This is a genomic window from Polaribacter sp. R77954 (genome assembly GCF_044595335.1).
Taxonomy (GTDB): domain Bacteria; phylum Bacteroidota; class Bacteroidia; order Flavobacteriales; family Flavobacteriaceae; genus Polaribacter.
On the sequence record NZ_CP138992.1, the window covers coordinates 1879137 to 1896210 of the forward strand.

11 protein-coding genes are annotated in these 17074 nt (G+C 32.1%); 9 read left to right on the plus strand and 2 right to left on the minus strand.

The features are described from left to right. Positions 1-9: 9 nt before the first annotated feature. Positions 10-723 carry a pyridoxine 5'-phosphate synthase gene (locus tag SJY27_RS07995; protein ID WP_397447736.1) on the minus strand — a complete coding sequence of 238 codons (714 nt, stop codon included), beginning with the start codon at positions 721-723 and terminating at the stop codon, positions 10-12. Positions 724-783: 60 nt separating this feature from the next. Here SJY27_RS07995 and SJY27_RS08000 point away from each other — a divergent pair, with 60 nt between their 5' ends. From SJY27_RS08000 to murI, 8 genes are all read left to right on the plus strand, one after another. Then, the gene (locus SJY27_RS08000) at positions 784-1443 is read left to right on the plus strand and encodes a CBS domain-containing protein (RefSeq protein ID WP_397447737.1); all 660 of its coding nucleotides are present in this window, start codon (positions 784-786) and stop codon (positions 1441-1443) included. Positions 1444-1481: 38 nt separating this feature from the next. After that, a complete protein-coding gene (locus SJY27_RS08005; RefSeq protein WP_397447738.1) occupies positions 1482-2381 on the plus strand; it encodes an NAD kinase in 900 nt (299 codons plus the stop codon). 106 nt (positions 2382-2487) lie between these two features. Then, positions 2488-3165 (plus strand): DUF6089 family protein, encoded by a 678-nt coding sequence (locus tag SJY27_RS08010; protein ID WP_397447739.1) that lies wholly within the window; start codon positions 2488-2490, stop codon positions 3163-3165. 3 nt (positions 3166-3168) lie between these two features. Further along, positions 3169-3912 (plus strand): isoprenyl transferase, encoded by a 744-nt coding sequence (locus SJY27_RS08015; RefSeq protein ID WP_397447740.1) that lies wholly within the window; start codon positions 3169-3171, stop codon positions 3910-3912. Continuing rightward, a complete protein-coding gene (gene bamA / locus SJY27_RS08020) occupies positions 3881-6451 on the plus strand; it encodes an outer membrane protein assembly factor BamA (protein WP_397447741.1) in 2571 nt (856 codons plus the stop codon). Before SJY27_RS08015 ends, bamA begins: the two co-directional genes overlap by 32 nt. Before the next feature lie 65 nt (positions 6452-6516). Next, positions 6517-7329, plus strand: a complete 813-nt coding sequence (locus tag SJY27_RS08025) for an OmpH family outer membrane protein (RefSeq protein WP_397447742.1) — start codon at positions 6517-6519, stop codon at positions 7327-7329. A 35-nt stretch (positions 7330-7364) separates the two neighbouring features. Further along, complete coding sequence (locus tag SJY27_RS08030; RefSeq protein ID WP_397447743.1) at positions 7365-7871, plus strand: OmpH family outer membrane protein; 507 nt, start codon at positions 7365-7367, stop codon at positions 7869-7871. 70 nt (positions 7872-7941) lie between these two features. Continuing rightward, positions 7942-8733, plus strand: coding sequence for a glutamate racemase (gene murI, locus SJY27_RS08035; protein ID WP_397447744.1), 792 nt, complete (start codon positions 7942-7944; stop codon positions 8731-8733). Here the strand turns inward: murI and SJY27_RS08040 are convergent. Further along, entirely contained in the window at positions 8730-9743 is a 1014-nt protein-coding gene (locus SJY27_RS08040; RefSeq protein ID WP_397447745.1) for a type IX secretion system membrane protein PorP/SprF, read from the minus strand. The genes murI and SJY27_RS08040 overlap by 4 nt on opposite strands. Positions 9744-10090: 347 nt before the next feature. Between SJY27_RS08040 and SJY27_RS08045 the strand changes: the two genes are divergently transcribed. After that, complete coding sequence (locus SJY27_RS08045) at positions 10091-17074, plus strand: PKD domain-containing protein (protein ID WP_397447746.1); 6984 nt, start codon at positions 10091-10093, stop codon at positions 17072-17074.

Here is a 17074-nt window from a genome sequence, read left to right on the forward strand (position 1 = left end):
GACTGATGACTATTTCAAACGATGCAAATACATGCTCACCACATTTTCTAAGCCTAAATACAAACTTTCTGCAATTAAAGCATGGCCAATAGAAACTTCTGCTAAATTGGGAATATTCTCTTTAAAAAACTTGATATTATCTAAACTTAAATCATGACCAGCATTGATACCTAGTCCTAATTTGTGAGCCAAAACAGCAGCTTCTGTATACGGTTTTACCACATCTTTATTACCTTTATCAAACTCACTAGCAAATTGCTCTGTATATAACTCAATACGATCTGCACCCGTTTTTGCAGCAGCTTCTATCAATTTTAAATCGGCATCAATAAAAATAGAAGTTCTAATGCCGTTTTTTTGGAATTCAGCAATTACTTCTCGTAAAAAAGATTGGTGCACAATAGTGTCCCAACCTGCGTTAGACGTAATCGCATCTACAGCATCTGGCACTAAAGTAACTTGGGTAGGTTTGGTTTGTAACACCAAATCCATAAACGATTGAATTGGATTTCCTTCAATATTAAATTCTGTAGTTACTGTATTTTTTAAATCGCGTGCATCTTGATAACGAATATGTCGTTCATCTGGTCTAGGATGAATGGTGATGCCCTGAGCTCCAAAATTTTCAATATCAGAAGCCACCTTTAATAAATTAGGCACATTACCACCTCTAGAATTACGCAAAGTTGCGATTTTGTTAATATTTACACTTAACTTTGTCATGGTCTAAAATTAGGCTACAAAGATAATTTATTAAATCATTTTATCCTATATTCGTAGAGTATGAATATTAACGATTACATTTTAAAAGAGATTAAAACTTTTCATTTAAATGATAAGGTAAAAAAAGGGCAAAACCTTTTTAAAAATTTACCCATAACTCATTTTCCTGTAGTTGAAAATGGCAGGTTAATAGGTTCTTTTGCAGAAGAAGATATACAAACCATAGAAAATCAAGAAGCAGAATTAGGTAGTTATGCACATTTATTAAACTCTTTTTTTGCCGATGAAAAAGCAACAGTTTTAGAATTATTAAAGATTTTTGCTGATAATAACACCACCATAATTCCTGTTTTAAACAAAGATAAAAATTACATGGGTTATTATGATTTGTGTGATGTTTTAGACGCGTTTTCTACAAGCCCTTTTATGATAGAACAAAGCGAAACTTTAATTATAGAGAAACTAGAACTGGAGTATTCTATGAGTGAAGTAGCTCAAATTGTAGAAGCCAATGGCGCAAAATTATTAGGTTTATATGTGTCTGACAAACAACATGATTTTATACAAATAACCCTAAAAATTGTTTCGGAAGAGATGAACGAAATTATACAAACTTTTAGAAGATATGATTATAAAATTATTTCTGCTCATGAAAATGACATTTATTTAGAAGATTTAAAAAACAGATCAGAATATTTACAAAAGTACTTAGAAATGTAATCATCTAAGATGTTCTATTATAAGCTAATGCATTAAAAATGAAAAAAGTTGCAATTTACGGTCAATCTTATTCAATTTCAGCAGAAAAAGAAATTAAGATTCTACTAAAAGTTCTCGAAGAAAATAATATTGTAAGTTTTATTGAAAAAGAATTCTATGATTTATTGAGAATAGGCAATATTTTAACCAAAAAATACCCCACATTTTCTCATTTTAACGACCTAAATTCATCTTTCGAAACTATGTTTACTTTAGGTGGCGATGGTACTATTTTACGTGCGGTTACCTATATTAGAAACTTAGATATTCCCATAATAGGTATCAATACAGGTAGATTAGGCTTTTTAGCAACCATCAATAAAAAAACAATTAAAGAAAGTATCAATCATATTTTAAAAGGAGAATTTACTATTCAAAATAGAACTATATTAGAAGTACAAACTTCGCCCAAAATACCAGAGTTTAGTGAACTAAATTTTGCTTTAAACGAAGTTACCATAGCCCGAAAAAACTCAACATCTATGATTGGGGTTAACACCAGCCTAAACAATGAATATTTAACCAATTACTGGGCAGATGGTTTAATTATTGCAACTCCAACAGGATCTACAGGCTACTCACTAAGTTGTAATGGCCCTGTAATTTCACCAGATTCTAAAAACGTATTAATCACTCCTATTGCGCCTCACAATTTAAATGCTAGGCCAATGGTTATTTCAGACAATACTAGCATTAAATTAACTATCGATTCTAGAGAAAAAGACTTTTTAATTTCTTTAGACTCTAGGATATCTTCTGTACCAAAAAACACAGAAATCTTTATTAAAAAAGCAGCATTTACCATAAAAACAATCATCCCAAATAATCAGTCTTTTTTACAAACTTTAAGAAGTAAATTGTTGTGGGGAGAAGATACAAGAAACGAAACCAACCTTTAAGCATTTCACAACAATAAAACACTAAAAAAATAGTTATTCAAAAAAGACCGAATATTAACTTTATAAAGCAAATTGAAATACCTATATTTGCTCGCTATTTTTTAAGATGAAAAAAGAGATAATAATAATAGTTTTTGTATGCTTTACTAGTGTTTTATCTAGTCAGGTGTATGAAGTAGGCATGTTTTTAGGAGGCTCTAATTATATTGGAGACATTGGTAGCACCAATTACATATATCCTAACCAAGCTGCTGGAGCTCTTTTTTTTAAATATAATAAAAATCCTAAAATAGCTTATAGAGCAACTTACAGTTTTTTACCCATTAAAGGAAACGACTTGGAAGCTGATACAGATTTTAAAAAAAATAGAGGTTTACGTTTTTCTAATACAATACACGAATTGGCAGTTGGTATAGAATATAATTTTTACGAATATGATTTATCTACACCAGGTAAAACATGGACACCCTATATTACAATAGATCTTGCTGCTTATAATTACAATTATATTACTGCTGAACCAAGACCAGACCAATACGAATACGATACAAAAAACGCGATTACCATTCCTTTTGGTATGGGCTTTAAATCTAAATTAATAGGCAACCTAGCTTTTGCAGTTGAAACAAAATTTAGATATTCACTATCTGACGATTTAGATTACACTACAGAAACCATTCCTGATTTAAATTTTGGCGGAACTGGTAATGATTGGTACACTTTTACAGGAGTTTCTTTAATATATACTTTTGGAAGACCCCCTTGTTACACCACAGGATTTTAATATATGGACAAAAAACTACGCATCGATTTACAAAGAGTACCAAAACACGTAGCCATTATTATGGATGGTAATGGACGTTGGGCTAAAGGTAAAGGTATGAGCCGTGTTTTTGGCCATAGAAACGCATTAACTGCTGTAAGACAATCTATTGAAGCAGCTGCAGAAATTGGTACAGAGGCCATTACTTTGTATGCATTTTCTACAGAAAATTGGAACAGACCTGCTGGAGAGGTAAAAGCATTAATGACTCTTTTAATCAACTCATTAAATAACGAGTTAAAAACTTTTCAAGAAAACCAAGTTAAAGTAAATGCCATAGGTAATATTAAAAGTTTACCAGAAAAGGCGCAAAAAACACTAGCCAGTGTTATTGAAAAAACCAAAAATAATAAACGAATTGTATTAACACTTGCCTTAAGTTATGGTGCAAGAGAAGAAATTGTTAACGCAATCAAAAACATATCTAAAAAAGTTGTTAATAAAGAACTTGATTTAGAAAAAATAGACGAAAATACTATTAATAACCATTTATATACATTTAATTTGCCCAACGTAGATTTGATGATAAGAACTAGTGGCGAAAAACGTATTAGCAATTTCTTATTATGGCAAATGGCGTATGCTGAATTATATTTTACAGATGTACTTTGGCCAGATTTTAGACAAGAACATTTCTATGATGCAATCATAGATTATCAGAATAGAGAAAGACGATTTGGAAAAACAAGCGAACAAATTACAGAATAAGTTACCTATTAATTTAATTTCTGCAACAGTAGTGCTAATGGCACTATTTTTTACTTTTAGTGCACATGCACAATCTAAAAAAGATACTATTTCTAATGCTAATCTTTCTTATGAAAAAGGCAAAGAATACATTTTAGGAGGCATTACAGTAACAGGTTTAAGAAAATTTAGTGAAGAAACTGTAAAAGTTTTTACAGGGCTTAGAAATGGCCAACCTTTAAAATTACCTGGCGATAAACTAACAAGTGCTATAAAAAAACTATACGAAAGTAAGCAATTTAGCAATGTAGATGTTTATCTAGCAAAGGTAGATGGCAATACTGTTTACCTTCAGTTTGATGTACAAGAACTACCACAATTAAATGAAATTAAGATTTCTGGTATAAAAAAATCTAAAGCTAAAGAGCTTAAAAAAGAGGCCGAATTAAAAACAGGGGCAATGGTTACAGACAACTTGGTTGTAACTACAAAAAACTACTTTACTAAAAAATATACAGATAAAGGTTTTTTAAAGACAAAAGTAAATCTTGATATCAAAAAAGATACTTCAGATATGAATGCTGTAAATATGAATGTATTTATAGATAAAGGGTCTAAAATAAAAATAAAATACATTTTTTTTAACGGTAATAAGGCACTTTCTGACAAAAGATTGCGGAAAGCAATGAAAAACACCAAACAAAAATTTGTTGGTCGTTTTTGGAAAGGCTCTAAATATATAGAAGAAGATTACCAAGAAGATTTAGAAGAAATTATTAAAACCTATAGTAGACTTGGGTATAGAGATGCAAGAATTTTAAGTGAAGGCATTACTTGGAATGATGACAATACCATAAACATTACTATTGATTTAGAAGAAGGTAAACAATACCGTTTTTCAGAAATATTATTTGTTGGTAATAAAGAATACACAGACAACCAACTGAGAAAAGTATTAAAAATTGAAAATGGTGACGTTTATAATGGTGAAGTTTTAAAAGAACGCGTTAAAGGTGATGGATCACCAACCTCTGAAGATTTATCTACTTTATACCAAGATAGTGGTTTTTTATTCTCTCAAGTAAATGCTGTGGAAACTAAAGTAGAAAACGACTCAATTACTGTAGAAATTAGAATTCGAGAAGATGAAAAAGCACGTATTAAAAAAGTAACGGTTTCTGGAAATGACAAAACCAACGATCATGTAATTTTTAGAGAACTTCGTGTAAAACCAGGCGATTTATTTAGTAGAAGCAACATTATAAGATCTATTAGAGAAATTGGTCAATTAGGTTTTTTCGATCAAAATGTAACACCAGATGTAATTCCAGATTATGGAAACAAAACTGCTGACATCAACTTTAATGTTGTAGAAAAAGGAGGTAGCCAAATAGAGCTACAAGGTGGTTATGGTGGTGGAGCTTTTATTGGTACACTTGGTTTATCATTTAACAACTTTTCTATCAGAAATTTATTCAACAAAGAAGCATACAAGCCTTTACCTATGGGTGATGGACAAAACTTAGCATTACGTTTACAAACCAGTAGAACGTTTAGTACGTATAGTTTTTCGTTTACAGAACCATGGTTAGGAGGTAAAAAACCACAATCGCTATCATTTTCTGTATATCAATCTAAACAATTCCAATTAAATCCACGGACTTTTGATGTTGATAGAGATAGAAGTTTAGCCATTACAGGAGCTTCTGTTGGTTTAGGTAAACGTTTAAAATGGCCAGATGATTATTTCCAATTATCTCAATCTATTAGTTATCAAAGTTTCCAATTGAATGACTACGGATTTAGAGTTGGTGGAAACATTCTAAGCAATGGTACCTTAAATAATTTATCTTATAGTGCAACATTGTCAAGAAATTCAGCTGGACCAAGCTTAATTTTTCCAACTTATGGATCTGAATTTACCTTTGGTGTAAAAGCAACTTTTCCATATTCTTTAGTAAACAATAAAGATTATTCTATAGCTGATGATTTAACAGATGCAGAAGCTAGTGCTAAAATTGCTGACAATTATAAATGGTTAGAATACTACAAACTAAGTTTAAAAGGAAAATGGTACACCGCTTTTACTGATAAATTAGTTTTAATGACCAATGCAGAAATGGGGTATTTAGGATATTACAACTCTGATGTTGGCCTATCGCCTTTTGAAAGATATTTTGTTGGGGGTGATGGTATAGCTGTTTTTCAATTAGATGGTAGAGAAGTTGTTGGTTTAAGAGGATATGAAAACAATCAATTATCGCCTTTAGAAGGGGGCTCTATCTACAATAAATTTCAGTTAGAATTAAGATATTCTATTACAGATGCACCATCTGCCTCTATATATACACTAGGATTTTTAGAAGCTGGTAACTCTTATGACAATTTTGAGACATTTAATCCGTTTAATTTGAAACGTTCAGCTGGAGTTGGAGTTAGAATCTTTATGCCTGCATTTGGTTTATTAGGTATAGATTTTGCTCACGGGTTTGATCCTTTACCAGGGTTTACCGAAAAATCTGGCTGGCAAACGCATTTTATCATCGGAAGACAATTCTAGGAAAACTGTACATTTGTAATGTCGAAAGTTTTTTTGGCACGGTTTTTTCTAAATACATAATACAAATGAAAAAAATATTTTTAGTAGTCGTTCTTTTATTTACGGTAACAACTTTTTGGTCACAAAGGGGGCAAATTATTGCATATATAGATATGGAATACATTCTAGAAAATGTTCCAGAATATATACAGGCCCAAAATACTTTAGACACTAAAATTGCAAAATGGAGAAAAAAACTAGATGAACAAGCACGTCATATAGAAGTTTTAAAATCTGATTTAGCCAACGAAAAAGCTATTTTAACCAATGATTTAATTGAAGAAAAAGAAGAAGAAATAACAATTAAACAAGAAGAACTAAGAAGATTAGAGTCTTTGTACTTTGGCCCAAATGGCGATTTGTTCTTAGTAAGAAAGCAATTGGTTAAACCAATTCAAGATCAAGTTTATAATGCAATACAAAATATAGCAAAAAGAAAGAAATATGATTTTGTATTTGAAAAATCTAGTGATTTGGTTATGCTATATTCAAATAAAAAATACGATATTAGCGACCTTGTTTTATCAACCATAGACAGAACGAGATTATCAAGTCAAAAAAAGGAAGAAAGAAAGAATAGAGCAGCACAAGCAAACACAAGTAAAGAACTAACCAATACACAAAAACAAGTTCTTGCTAAAAAAGAACAAGCTAAAACTGATAAAGAAGCTGCTTTAGCTAAAAAAATTGCAGATAAAGAGGCCAAAAAGAAAGCTATTGCAGATAAAAGAAAAGCCTTGTTAGAACAAAGAGCCGAAAAAAGAAAATTATTAAGAGAAAAAAAAGAAGCGGCTAGAAAAAAGAAAGAACAAGAGCAAAAAGAAAAAGAAGATAGTTAACAAAAGACAAGAATAATAATTAAATTAAAACAAAAATGAAGAATTTTAAAACGTTACTATTAATTGCTGTATTTACTTTAGGAGTGGGTGGTGTTGCAAATGCACAAAAGATGGGTCATATTGACTTTGAAAAATTAGTAGCTGAGATGCCACAAACTACCCAACTAAAAGCGGATATGGAAAAGTTAGGAAAAACTTACCAAGACGAAGTAGAAAGTATGGGGAAAAAGTTAGATGCTAAAATGAAAAAGTATACGCAAGAACAAAATACCCAAACAAAAGAAATTAACGAAATTAGAGCTAAAGAAGTTCAGCAAGAAAATGCTAGATACGAACAGTTGAGACAAACTGCGTATCAAGATATGCAGAAAAAACAAGCTGAAGGCCTAAAACCAATCATAGAAAAAGCGCAAAAAGCCATAGAAGAAGTTGCTGCAACAAAAGGAATTTTATATGTTTTTGATGCCTCTGTAGGTAAAGGTTTACTAGTTAAAAAAGGCGAAGACATTTACGCTGCAGTAAAAGCAAAATTAGGATTTTAGTAAAATAAAAATCAGTTAATATTTATAGAAAACCTACTTTTTAAGTAGGTTTTTCTATTTTTACAACAATATGAAATCAAATAATTTTCCTATTGGTATTTTTGATTCTGGAATTGGTGGCACATCTATCTGGAAAGAAATTACGACGCTTTTACCCAACGAACAAACCATTTACCTTTCTGATAGTAAAAATGCACCTTATGGTATAAAAAGCAAACAAGAAATTATAGATTTATCTATAAAAAACACCGAATTTTTAATCCGTAAAAACTGCAAAATCATAGTTGTTGCCTGCAATACAGCCACAACAAATGCTATTCAACTTTTAAGATCAAATTATAATGTACCTTTTATAGGTATTGAACCCGCTATAAAACCTGCTGCCCTTAAAACTAAAACAAATACTATTGGTATTTTGGCTACTAAAGGTACGTTAACTAGCGATTTATTTGCAAAAACATCTAATACACTTCATAAAGGCATAACCGTTAAAGAAACTATAGGAGAAGGACTTGTAGCACTTATAGAAGCTGGTAAAATTCAATCAGAAGAAATGCATAATTTACTCAAAAAATATCTTAAACCCATGGTAAACAATGGTGTAGATTGTTTAGTGTTAGGTTGCACGCATTACCCCTATTTAATTCCGATAATTAAAGATATTATTGGCGATAAAATTGAAATTATCGATTCTGGCTTAGCTGTTGCAAAACAAACAAAACATATCTTAGAAGAAAATAACCTTTTAAATAATACAGATAAAGCTGGTCATCATCAGTTTTTTATCAATAAAAACAAAGATATATTATGTTCTATAATAGCACCAAACTCAAATATTAAAATTAACGAACTCGATTTTTAAAACCCACCAAAGGCTGTATTGATATTAGGACACGCAGCTGCTCTAGCTTTAGTTGTCCATAAATTTATACCTACAGAAACCTGATGAAAACCAGAAGTTGTTAAAACAGTTTCATTAGTTTGATTGGTGTAGGTATATGAAAAAAGAAGGTTATTATAATTCACTCCAATTATAGGAGATATAAATTCTGCATTCTGAATGGCATTCGTATCAAAAGTTCTTCTGTAAGATAATGCTGCCCAAAACTGTGTTTTAGAAATGGTTTTATAAGCCTTTATATTAAAATCAGCTATTCTAGCGCCTGTTCCTTGCCTAGCTTGAAACATAATTGAAGGTTCTAATTGAAAAAACAAGTCTTCACCAAAATAATAGCCCGCATATAAAATATAGTTTTTCAAATCTAAGGTTTGTTGTACATTCAAATTATTTTCATTTGTAGGCAGTAAATTCTTTGCTGTAAAATAAGAGGAAAAACCACCATAATGATATGCAACACTAAAATCTGCATTATAATAAGTAGTACTAACAATACTTTGTGCTGTACCTTCTCCAAAAGTTCGTTGATCTGATTGATTTTGAAGAAAAGTAAATGCTAATCCAAAAGATAGTTGGTTAAAAAGTCTTCCATCGCTCATTGGTAAATGATATGCATAAGTACCTTGAAGTCCTTTTTGCGAATGAAATCCATTTTTATCATTAAATAAAACAAAACCATAACCAGCATTTGAATATTCATTAAACCTAGTATGAAAACTTAACGTTTGTAGTGCAGGGGCATTAGGGATACCTGCCCATTGTTGCCTAGCAGTAAAACGTAATTTGCTTGAATTACCAATTCCTGCAGCAGATGGATGTACTAAATACACATTATCAGAAAGGTAATCTTGATATATTGGCAAAGTTTCTTGAGATTGACTTTTTAACGTAAAAAGTAACAAAAAAATAAAGATGTAATTTAGAAACGGTAACTTCATTAAGGCTCTATTAAGTAGGTTCTCAAAGATATTCATTTTAAAAGAATTATTACTTTTTATACCAAACTTTTAACACAAATATAGAACGTAAAAATACAATGAATCGTATTTGTAATTAAACTGGCAAATAAAATTCAAGCTCATCAAACTTCTAGCTTTTAACCTATTCAAAATAAATCTCTTTAAAGTATTAATTGCTGTAAGACAAAACTGTAAACTAGAGCTTAACAATGTAAAAATTATTTAGAATAGTTACACAAAAGATACAAAACTTCATTTTTTTTCTAAAAAAATAAATCATTTTATTATATTTGGTTTGAAAGAGAAAATTAATTGAAATTGCTACAGGGCTTAAAAATTAAGCAGTGTGCTAACAAAATAGCATGAAAATAAAATCAAAGCTTTTACTACTACTCCAACAAAAGGTATTTTTAATCACACTATTTTTAATAGGTTGCCTTTTAGTTAATGCTGCAAATAAAAATAATTTTACTTTTTTTAAAAGTCCGTTTGAAATTGATGCCACTATTGCTGTAGCCGATGAAAATATTTGTATTGATGAAATTACAACCATTACTTTTACAGGTTCAGGTGGTACAGGACCATATGACTTTACATACCAAATAAATAATATTACACAACCTCTAAAAAGGTCTGGAAGTAATGATCAAGCCGAAGTTACTTTTGATGATAGTAATATAACAGGTGATTACACAATTAAACTTATAAAAGTTGAAGATGCAGAAGGTGTAACTCAAAACATTACAGACAAAGAAGAGACCATTACTGTAAATGCACCACCAACAGTAGATTTTTCATTTGACAACAACAATGCCTGTGCAGGGGAAACTGTACAATTTACCTTAACAAAGCCTGAAGATACTAGTGAAGAGTTAACCTATCTATGGGATTTTGGTGACGATACAACTTCTACTCAGAAAAACCCAGGCCACCAATTTAATACTGCTTTAGGATGTGGTCAGCGCGATTTTGATGTACAATTAACGGTAACCGATAAATTTGGTTGTAGCGCATCTACTACAAAAAGAGTTCGGGTAATAGAAAAACCAGAGATTGTCATTTTCGATATAAATGATAGAGATTTTTCAAATTGTAATCGTACAACACCAGAACCAAACTATGTTATTAATGTTGGGCTAGATGCCACAACATCTGACTGTATTAATGAATTTTTAATTATTTGGGGTGATGGCAATCAAGAAAATGTAACTAGAGATTCCTTTCCTTTAACTTATGAATACTCAGAACTTGGAGTTTATAACTTAATTGTTAGAAGTACTTCTTCTAATGGTTGTACAAATCAAATCATAAAAGAGGTCAAGAATATTTCAAATCCTTCGGGTTCATTAGTAAATCCAGGTTCAACTCAAAATATATGTACACCTACAAATTCTATTGAATTTTCGATATCGAAATGGGGTGTCAACTCTCTTGATACAGAATATTTTATAGATTATGGTGATGGCAATACGATTTCTCTAACGCAAGTAGACTTAATTAATTCTGATTTAAACTTATATAACGTTTCAGATCCTGAAAGTTCTCCAAATTTTCCTGTTCCTCATATTTACGAAGAATCTAGTTGTCCAAACACTTTTACCGCTTCATTAGATGTTGTTAATGCATGTAGTTCTACAAAATCATTTCTTACAGAAATTCGTATTATTGATAAACCAAAATTAGATTTTGAAATACCTGAATCTGCCTGTGCTAACTCCTCAATTTCATTTCAAAATAAATCTGTATATGGTTCTGGTTCTAATTGTTCTCAATCAGGAAGGTTTACTTGGGATTTTGGAGATGGAACTACCACCCCTTCAACTACACAAATAACTTCTCCAAATCATATTTATGCTTCTCCTGGTAATTACACTATTACCTTATCTGCAACTAGTTTCTGTGGAGCAATTGAAATCACCAAAGAAATCTGTATAGAACCCGAAATTACTTCTAAATTTACGGTAGATAATGAAGATGGCTGCATACCTCTTAATGTAGCAGCAACAAATACCACCAACGAAACCGACCTTTGTGACATTCCACAATATAGGTGGGCTGTAGACTATGAAGCAGATAACTGTGGTGTTTCTTCTGATTGGGAATTTGCAAACGGCACTACAGAAGCTTCAGAAAATCCTGAGTTTTTATTCAAAAAACCAGGAAAATATACCATTACACAAACCATAATTACAAGTTGTGGGTCTGCAACAAGTACAAAAGTTGTAGATGTTAAAAAACCACCTACTGTTGAAATTACTGCTATTGATGATTTCTGTGGATCTGCAACTATAAATCCTGTGGCTACAGTAGAAAACTGTACATCAGACATTTCAGGAATTTCTTACAACTGGACATTTACAGGTGGTAATCCAATATCTGCAAACACTTTAGATCCTGGCAATATTGTATATGACACTCCAGGAATTTACGAAGTAAAGTTAGAGGTAACAAATGAATGTGGTATATCTAACACAGCAACACAAACTTTTGAGGTTTTTGAAAAACCAAAATTTACAAATACTGATACAACACAACAAATATGCTCTGGCCAAAATACTACACAAATCGTACTTAACACAAGTATTGCAAATACTACATACAGTTGGTCTGCTGTTTCTAGTGGCAATCTTTCAGGTTTTATAGAAAGTGGAACAAACAATACCATACCTTCTCAAAGTATTGTAAATACTGGCAGCAATACAGAAACTTTAACCTATACTGTAATACCAACTTCTGGAATTTGTGATGGAGTTTCTTTAAATTTTGTAATTACTGTAAACCCTGCACCAATAATAACCACACAACCCACCTCTTCTGAAGTTTGTTTAAATGGTGATGCAACAATACTAGAGGTTGACTTTACAAACACTTCTGAAACACCAAATTACCAATGGTTTACAAATACAACTAACTCAAATACTAATGGCAACCCCATTTCAGGTGCAACAGCAAACTCTTACAATCCACCTACAGATACAGTTGGTGAAACATTTTATTATGCTGAAATAACATTTTCTTCTGGAGGATGTAATAAAATTGTATCAAATGTAGCAACAGTTACTGTTACTGAGCAATTAACAGTTAATACTGTGCCTGTTCCTCAAACGCTTTGTATTGGAGGTACTGCTAATGAATTAGAAGTTACTTTTTCAGGAGGTACTGGAAACCCAACTTACCAATGGTATGCTAATACTTCTGAAGCAATTACTGGTGGCACTTTAATTAATGGTGCAACAGATAGCAATTATACACCTCCTGTTTATACTACAGATGGTAATTTTTATTATTATGTAGAAATCGCAACAGATGGTAATGGCTGTACTACTGTTTTTAGTGATGTATTTAAGGTTACTGTAGTTCCCAAACCTACTATTGATGCTCAGCCAATTGTTAGTCAAGAATTGTGTCAAAATGCTACTCCTGATAATTTAGCAATTACAGTTTCAGGAGGAAGTAGTTCTGCACAAGAATATCAATGGTATGTAAATACTATAAACTCTAATACTGGAGGAACTCTTGTTAATGGAGCCGATTCGGAAAATTACACACCACCTACAAATCAAATAGGTACATTTTATTACTATGCTATCATTACCCAACCTGAGTCTGGTTGTTCTATAACAAGTAATATTTCTACTTTAATTATTAACGAAGCTCCAATTTTTACAACTCAACCAATTTCTTCTAAAATTTGTATTAATGGAAATGCCAATCTTTTAGAAGTCGATTATACAAATGGAACTGGAACACCTACTTATCAATGGTTTTCCAATACAACTAATTCAAATCTTGGTGGCACTATACTTACAGGTGAAACCTCAAGTACATATAATCCACCAACAGATACAGTTGGAGAGCAATTCTATTACGCTGAAATATCTTTTGAAGGTGGAGGAGGTTGTGATAAAATTACTTCTGAAGTTGCTAGTGTAAATGTTGTTAAACAATTAACTGTTAATCCTATTGATGCCCCACAAAGCTTATGTGTTGGAGGAACTGCAGATGCACTAGAAGTTACTTTTACTGGAGGAACTGGTACTGCAACTTATCAATGGTTTTCTAATACAAGTGATTCAAATACAGGTGGTAATTTAATTGGAGGTGCAACAGATAGTAGTTATACGCCACCTGCTTTTTCAGTTGATGGAACATTTTATTATTACGCAGAAGTTTCTTTAAACGGAAATGGATGTACTAATGCAACAAGTGATCCTTTTGAAATTAATGTAGTTCCTAAACCTGTTATTGATGTTCAACCTATTGCAGCCCAAGAATTATGTCAAGGTGCAATCCCTACAAATTTAGCTGTAACAGCTTCTGGAGGAAGTTCCTCAGTCCAAAGTTATCAATGGTTTCTAAATAATACGAACTCAAACTCAGGAGGGAATCCTATTAATGGGGCTAATGCTTCTACATATACACCTCCAACAGATACAGTTGGCACTTTTTATTATTATGTAGTGGTTTCTCAACCTGAGTCTGGTTGTAGTGTTATTAGTGAGGTTTCTACTGTAAAAATCAATGAAGGTCCAGATTTCACGATTCAACCTACACCTTCTGAAATATGTTTAAATGATACAGCAACAACTCTAGAAGTAGCTTATGAAAATGGCACAGGAACTGCAACTTATCAATGGTTTTCGAGCGATATTGATTCTAATTCTAATGGAGATGAAATCCCTGGTGAAAATAAAGCTACTTACAACCCTCCTACTGATACTGTTGGCGAAATATTTTATTATGCAGTAATTTCTTTCAGTGGTGGTGGTTGTTCTGAAATTGTTTCAGAAACAGCTAGAGTTAAAGTAAATGGAATTCCTGTAATTGCTAATGATAAAATTACAATGTATAGTGAAGCAACTTTCAGTTTTGATCCTAATAGTATTGCTACGAATACCATTCCAGAAGGTACACAATACACTTGGTCTGCTCCTACTTTTAGTCCTGCTGGAAGTATACTTGGTGCATCAGCAGCAACAACTCCACAAAACACTATCAGTCAAACTTTAGAAAATACAGGGACATCACCTATAATAGTTACTTATGTAATTACACCTACTACTGCAAATTGTGTGGGAAATCCTTTTACTTTAGAAGTTACAGTTAACCCAAATATTAGTTCAAATACAGTAGTTACCAATATTACTTGTTTTGAAGCAAATGATGGAGCAATTTCAACCAATATTCAAGGTGGAGTTCCTTCTTCAACAGGTAACCCTTATCAAATTACTTGGTCAGGCCCTAATGGATTTTCATCTACAGATGCATCCCTATCAAATTTAGAAGCGGGTATTTATACATTAAGGATAGAAGATAGCTCTGGCTTTTTTATTATAGAAGAATGGACTGTTACGCAACCTGATCTTTTAATAATTTCAAGAGATGTAGTACAAAATATTTCTTGTTTTCAAGGTAATGATGGTACTATAGAGGTTTCTGTTACAGGAGGAACCAAACCTTACTCGTATAACTGGTCTACAACTGATGGTAGTGGAATTATTGCAGGTACTAAAGATCAGAATACATTAACAGCGGGAACTTACGTTTTAGAGGTTGTAGATGCCAATAACTGTATAACCCAAGAATCTTTTGTATTAACTGAGCCAGATGGATTGAATATTAGCACGACCTTTAAACAAGACATTCTATGTTTTGGTGATGCTACAGGCGCAATTTCTATACAAGTTACAGGAGGTACCCAAATTGAAGTTTCTCCCGGCGTTTTCGATTATAACTACAGCTGGTCTGGCCCTGCTGGTTTTACAAGCACCTCAAAAAACATTACTAATATAATTGCGGGTACTTACACTGTTGCTGTAACAGATAATCTTGGATGTACAACAAATACTGATATTGTTGTAGCGCAATCACCTGAAATTATTGTTGATTATACCAAACAAGATGTTACTTGTTATGGCGAAGCAGATGGTGCTTTAGAGGTTATTGTCTCTGGTGGTGTTGCACCTTATCAGATTTCTTGGAGTAATTTTGCCAACGGATTTTCGCAATCTAATTTATCAGCAGACACCTATATTGCAACCATAACTGATGGTAATAATTGTGTTAAAGAAATTGCTATAGATATTAATCAGCCGATATTTTTTATAGATCCTGTGGTACAGCCTATATCTTGTAACAATGCGAATGATGGATCTGTAGCTTTAAATTTAACAGGTGGAGTTGCCCCAATTAAAGTAACTTGGAGTGATGACCCCACTGCAGGTGTGCAAAGAAATAATTTACCAGCAGGTACTTATACAGTAACTATTATTGATAGCGACCCAAAACAGTGCCCTATTGAAGAAACATTTACATTTACAAATCCGCCTGCAATTGCAGTTTCAAGTATTGTTACTGATGCTATAGATTGTAACATAGAAAATAGTGGTAGCATAGACATTACAGTTTCTGGAGGTACAGCACCCCTTGAATTTGCTTGGAGTAATGGCGCAATTACAGAAGATTTAGAAGATATACCACAAGGAGATTACAGTGTAACCATTACAGATGCTAATGGATGTGAAGTAAATAGGCAGTTTTCTATTTTTAGACAAGATCCTATAGAAATAGAATTTATAGAAAGCTATATTACAGATTGCGACACCAAAACAATCATTAAAAAAATAGAGGCGAAAACCTCTGGAGGATACTTACCTCATAAATTACGTTGGTCTTCTGGAACAGTTTCTGGTGAAAATAATGAAATTATGACCACCAATCAAACTGGTGCTTATGTGTTAACAGTTATAGATAATTCTGGCTGTGAACAATCAAAATCTATTTTAATAGATGAAATACCAACTATTGGTGATCCCGATTTTAGGTACAACGCTTTTGCTTTAGACAATTATGCCTATTTATCTATTGACGATCCAATACAGTTTACCAACCTTTCTTCTGGTAATTTTACAAAACTTACTTGGAATTTTGGTGATGATAGTTTACCCGTAAATGACGAAAACCCAATTCATACCTACAATGCTGTTGGCAAATATGTAGTAACACTTACTGTTGAATACGAATCTGATTGTACATATACTTTAACAAGAACTATTGATATCACCATAGGTTATAAACTGGTAAACCCAACTGCTTTTACACCAAATGGAGATGGATATAATGAAACGATAAGACCTAATTTTACCGGTTTTACAGAAATTGAAATGAACATTTACAATACTTGGGGCGTACTTGTGTATTTTGAAAAAGGTACTTCTTTAAAAGGTTGGAATGGTTTTATAAAAGATACACCTGCTGAAAATGGAAATTACATTATGGTGGTAAACGGAATAACTTTCCACAATAAAAATATTACCACCTCAACACCTGTAACATTGCTCAAATAA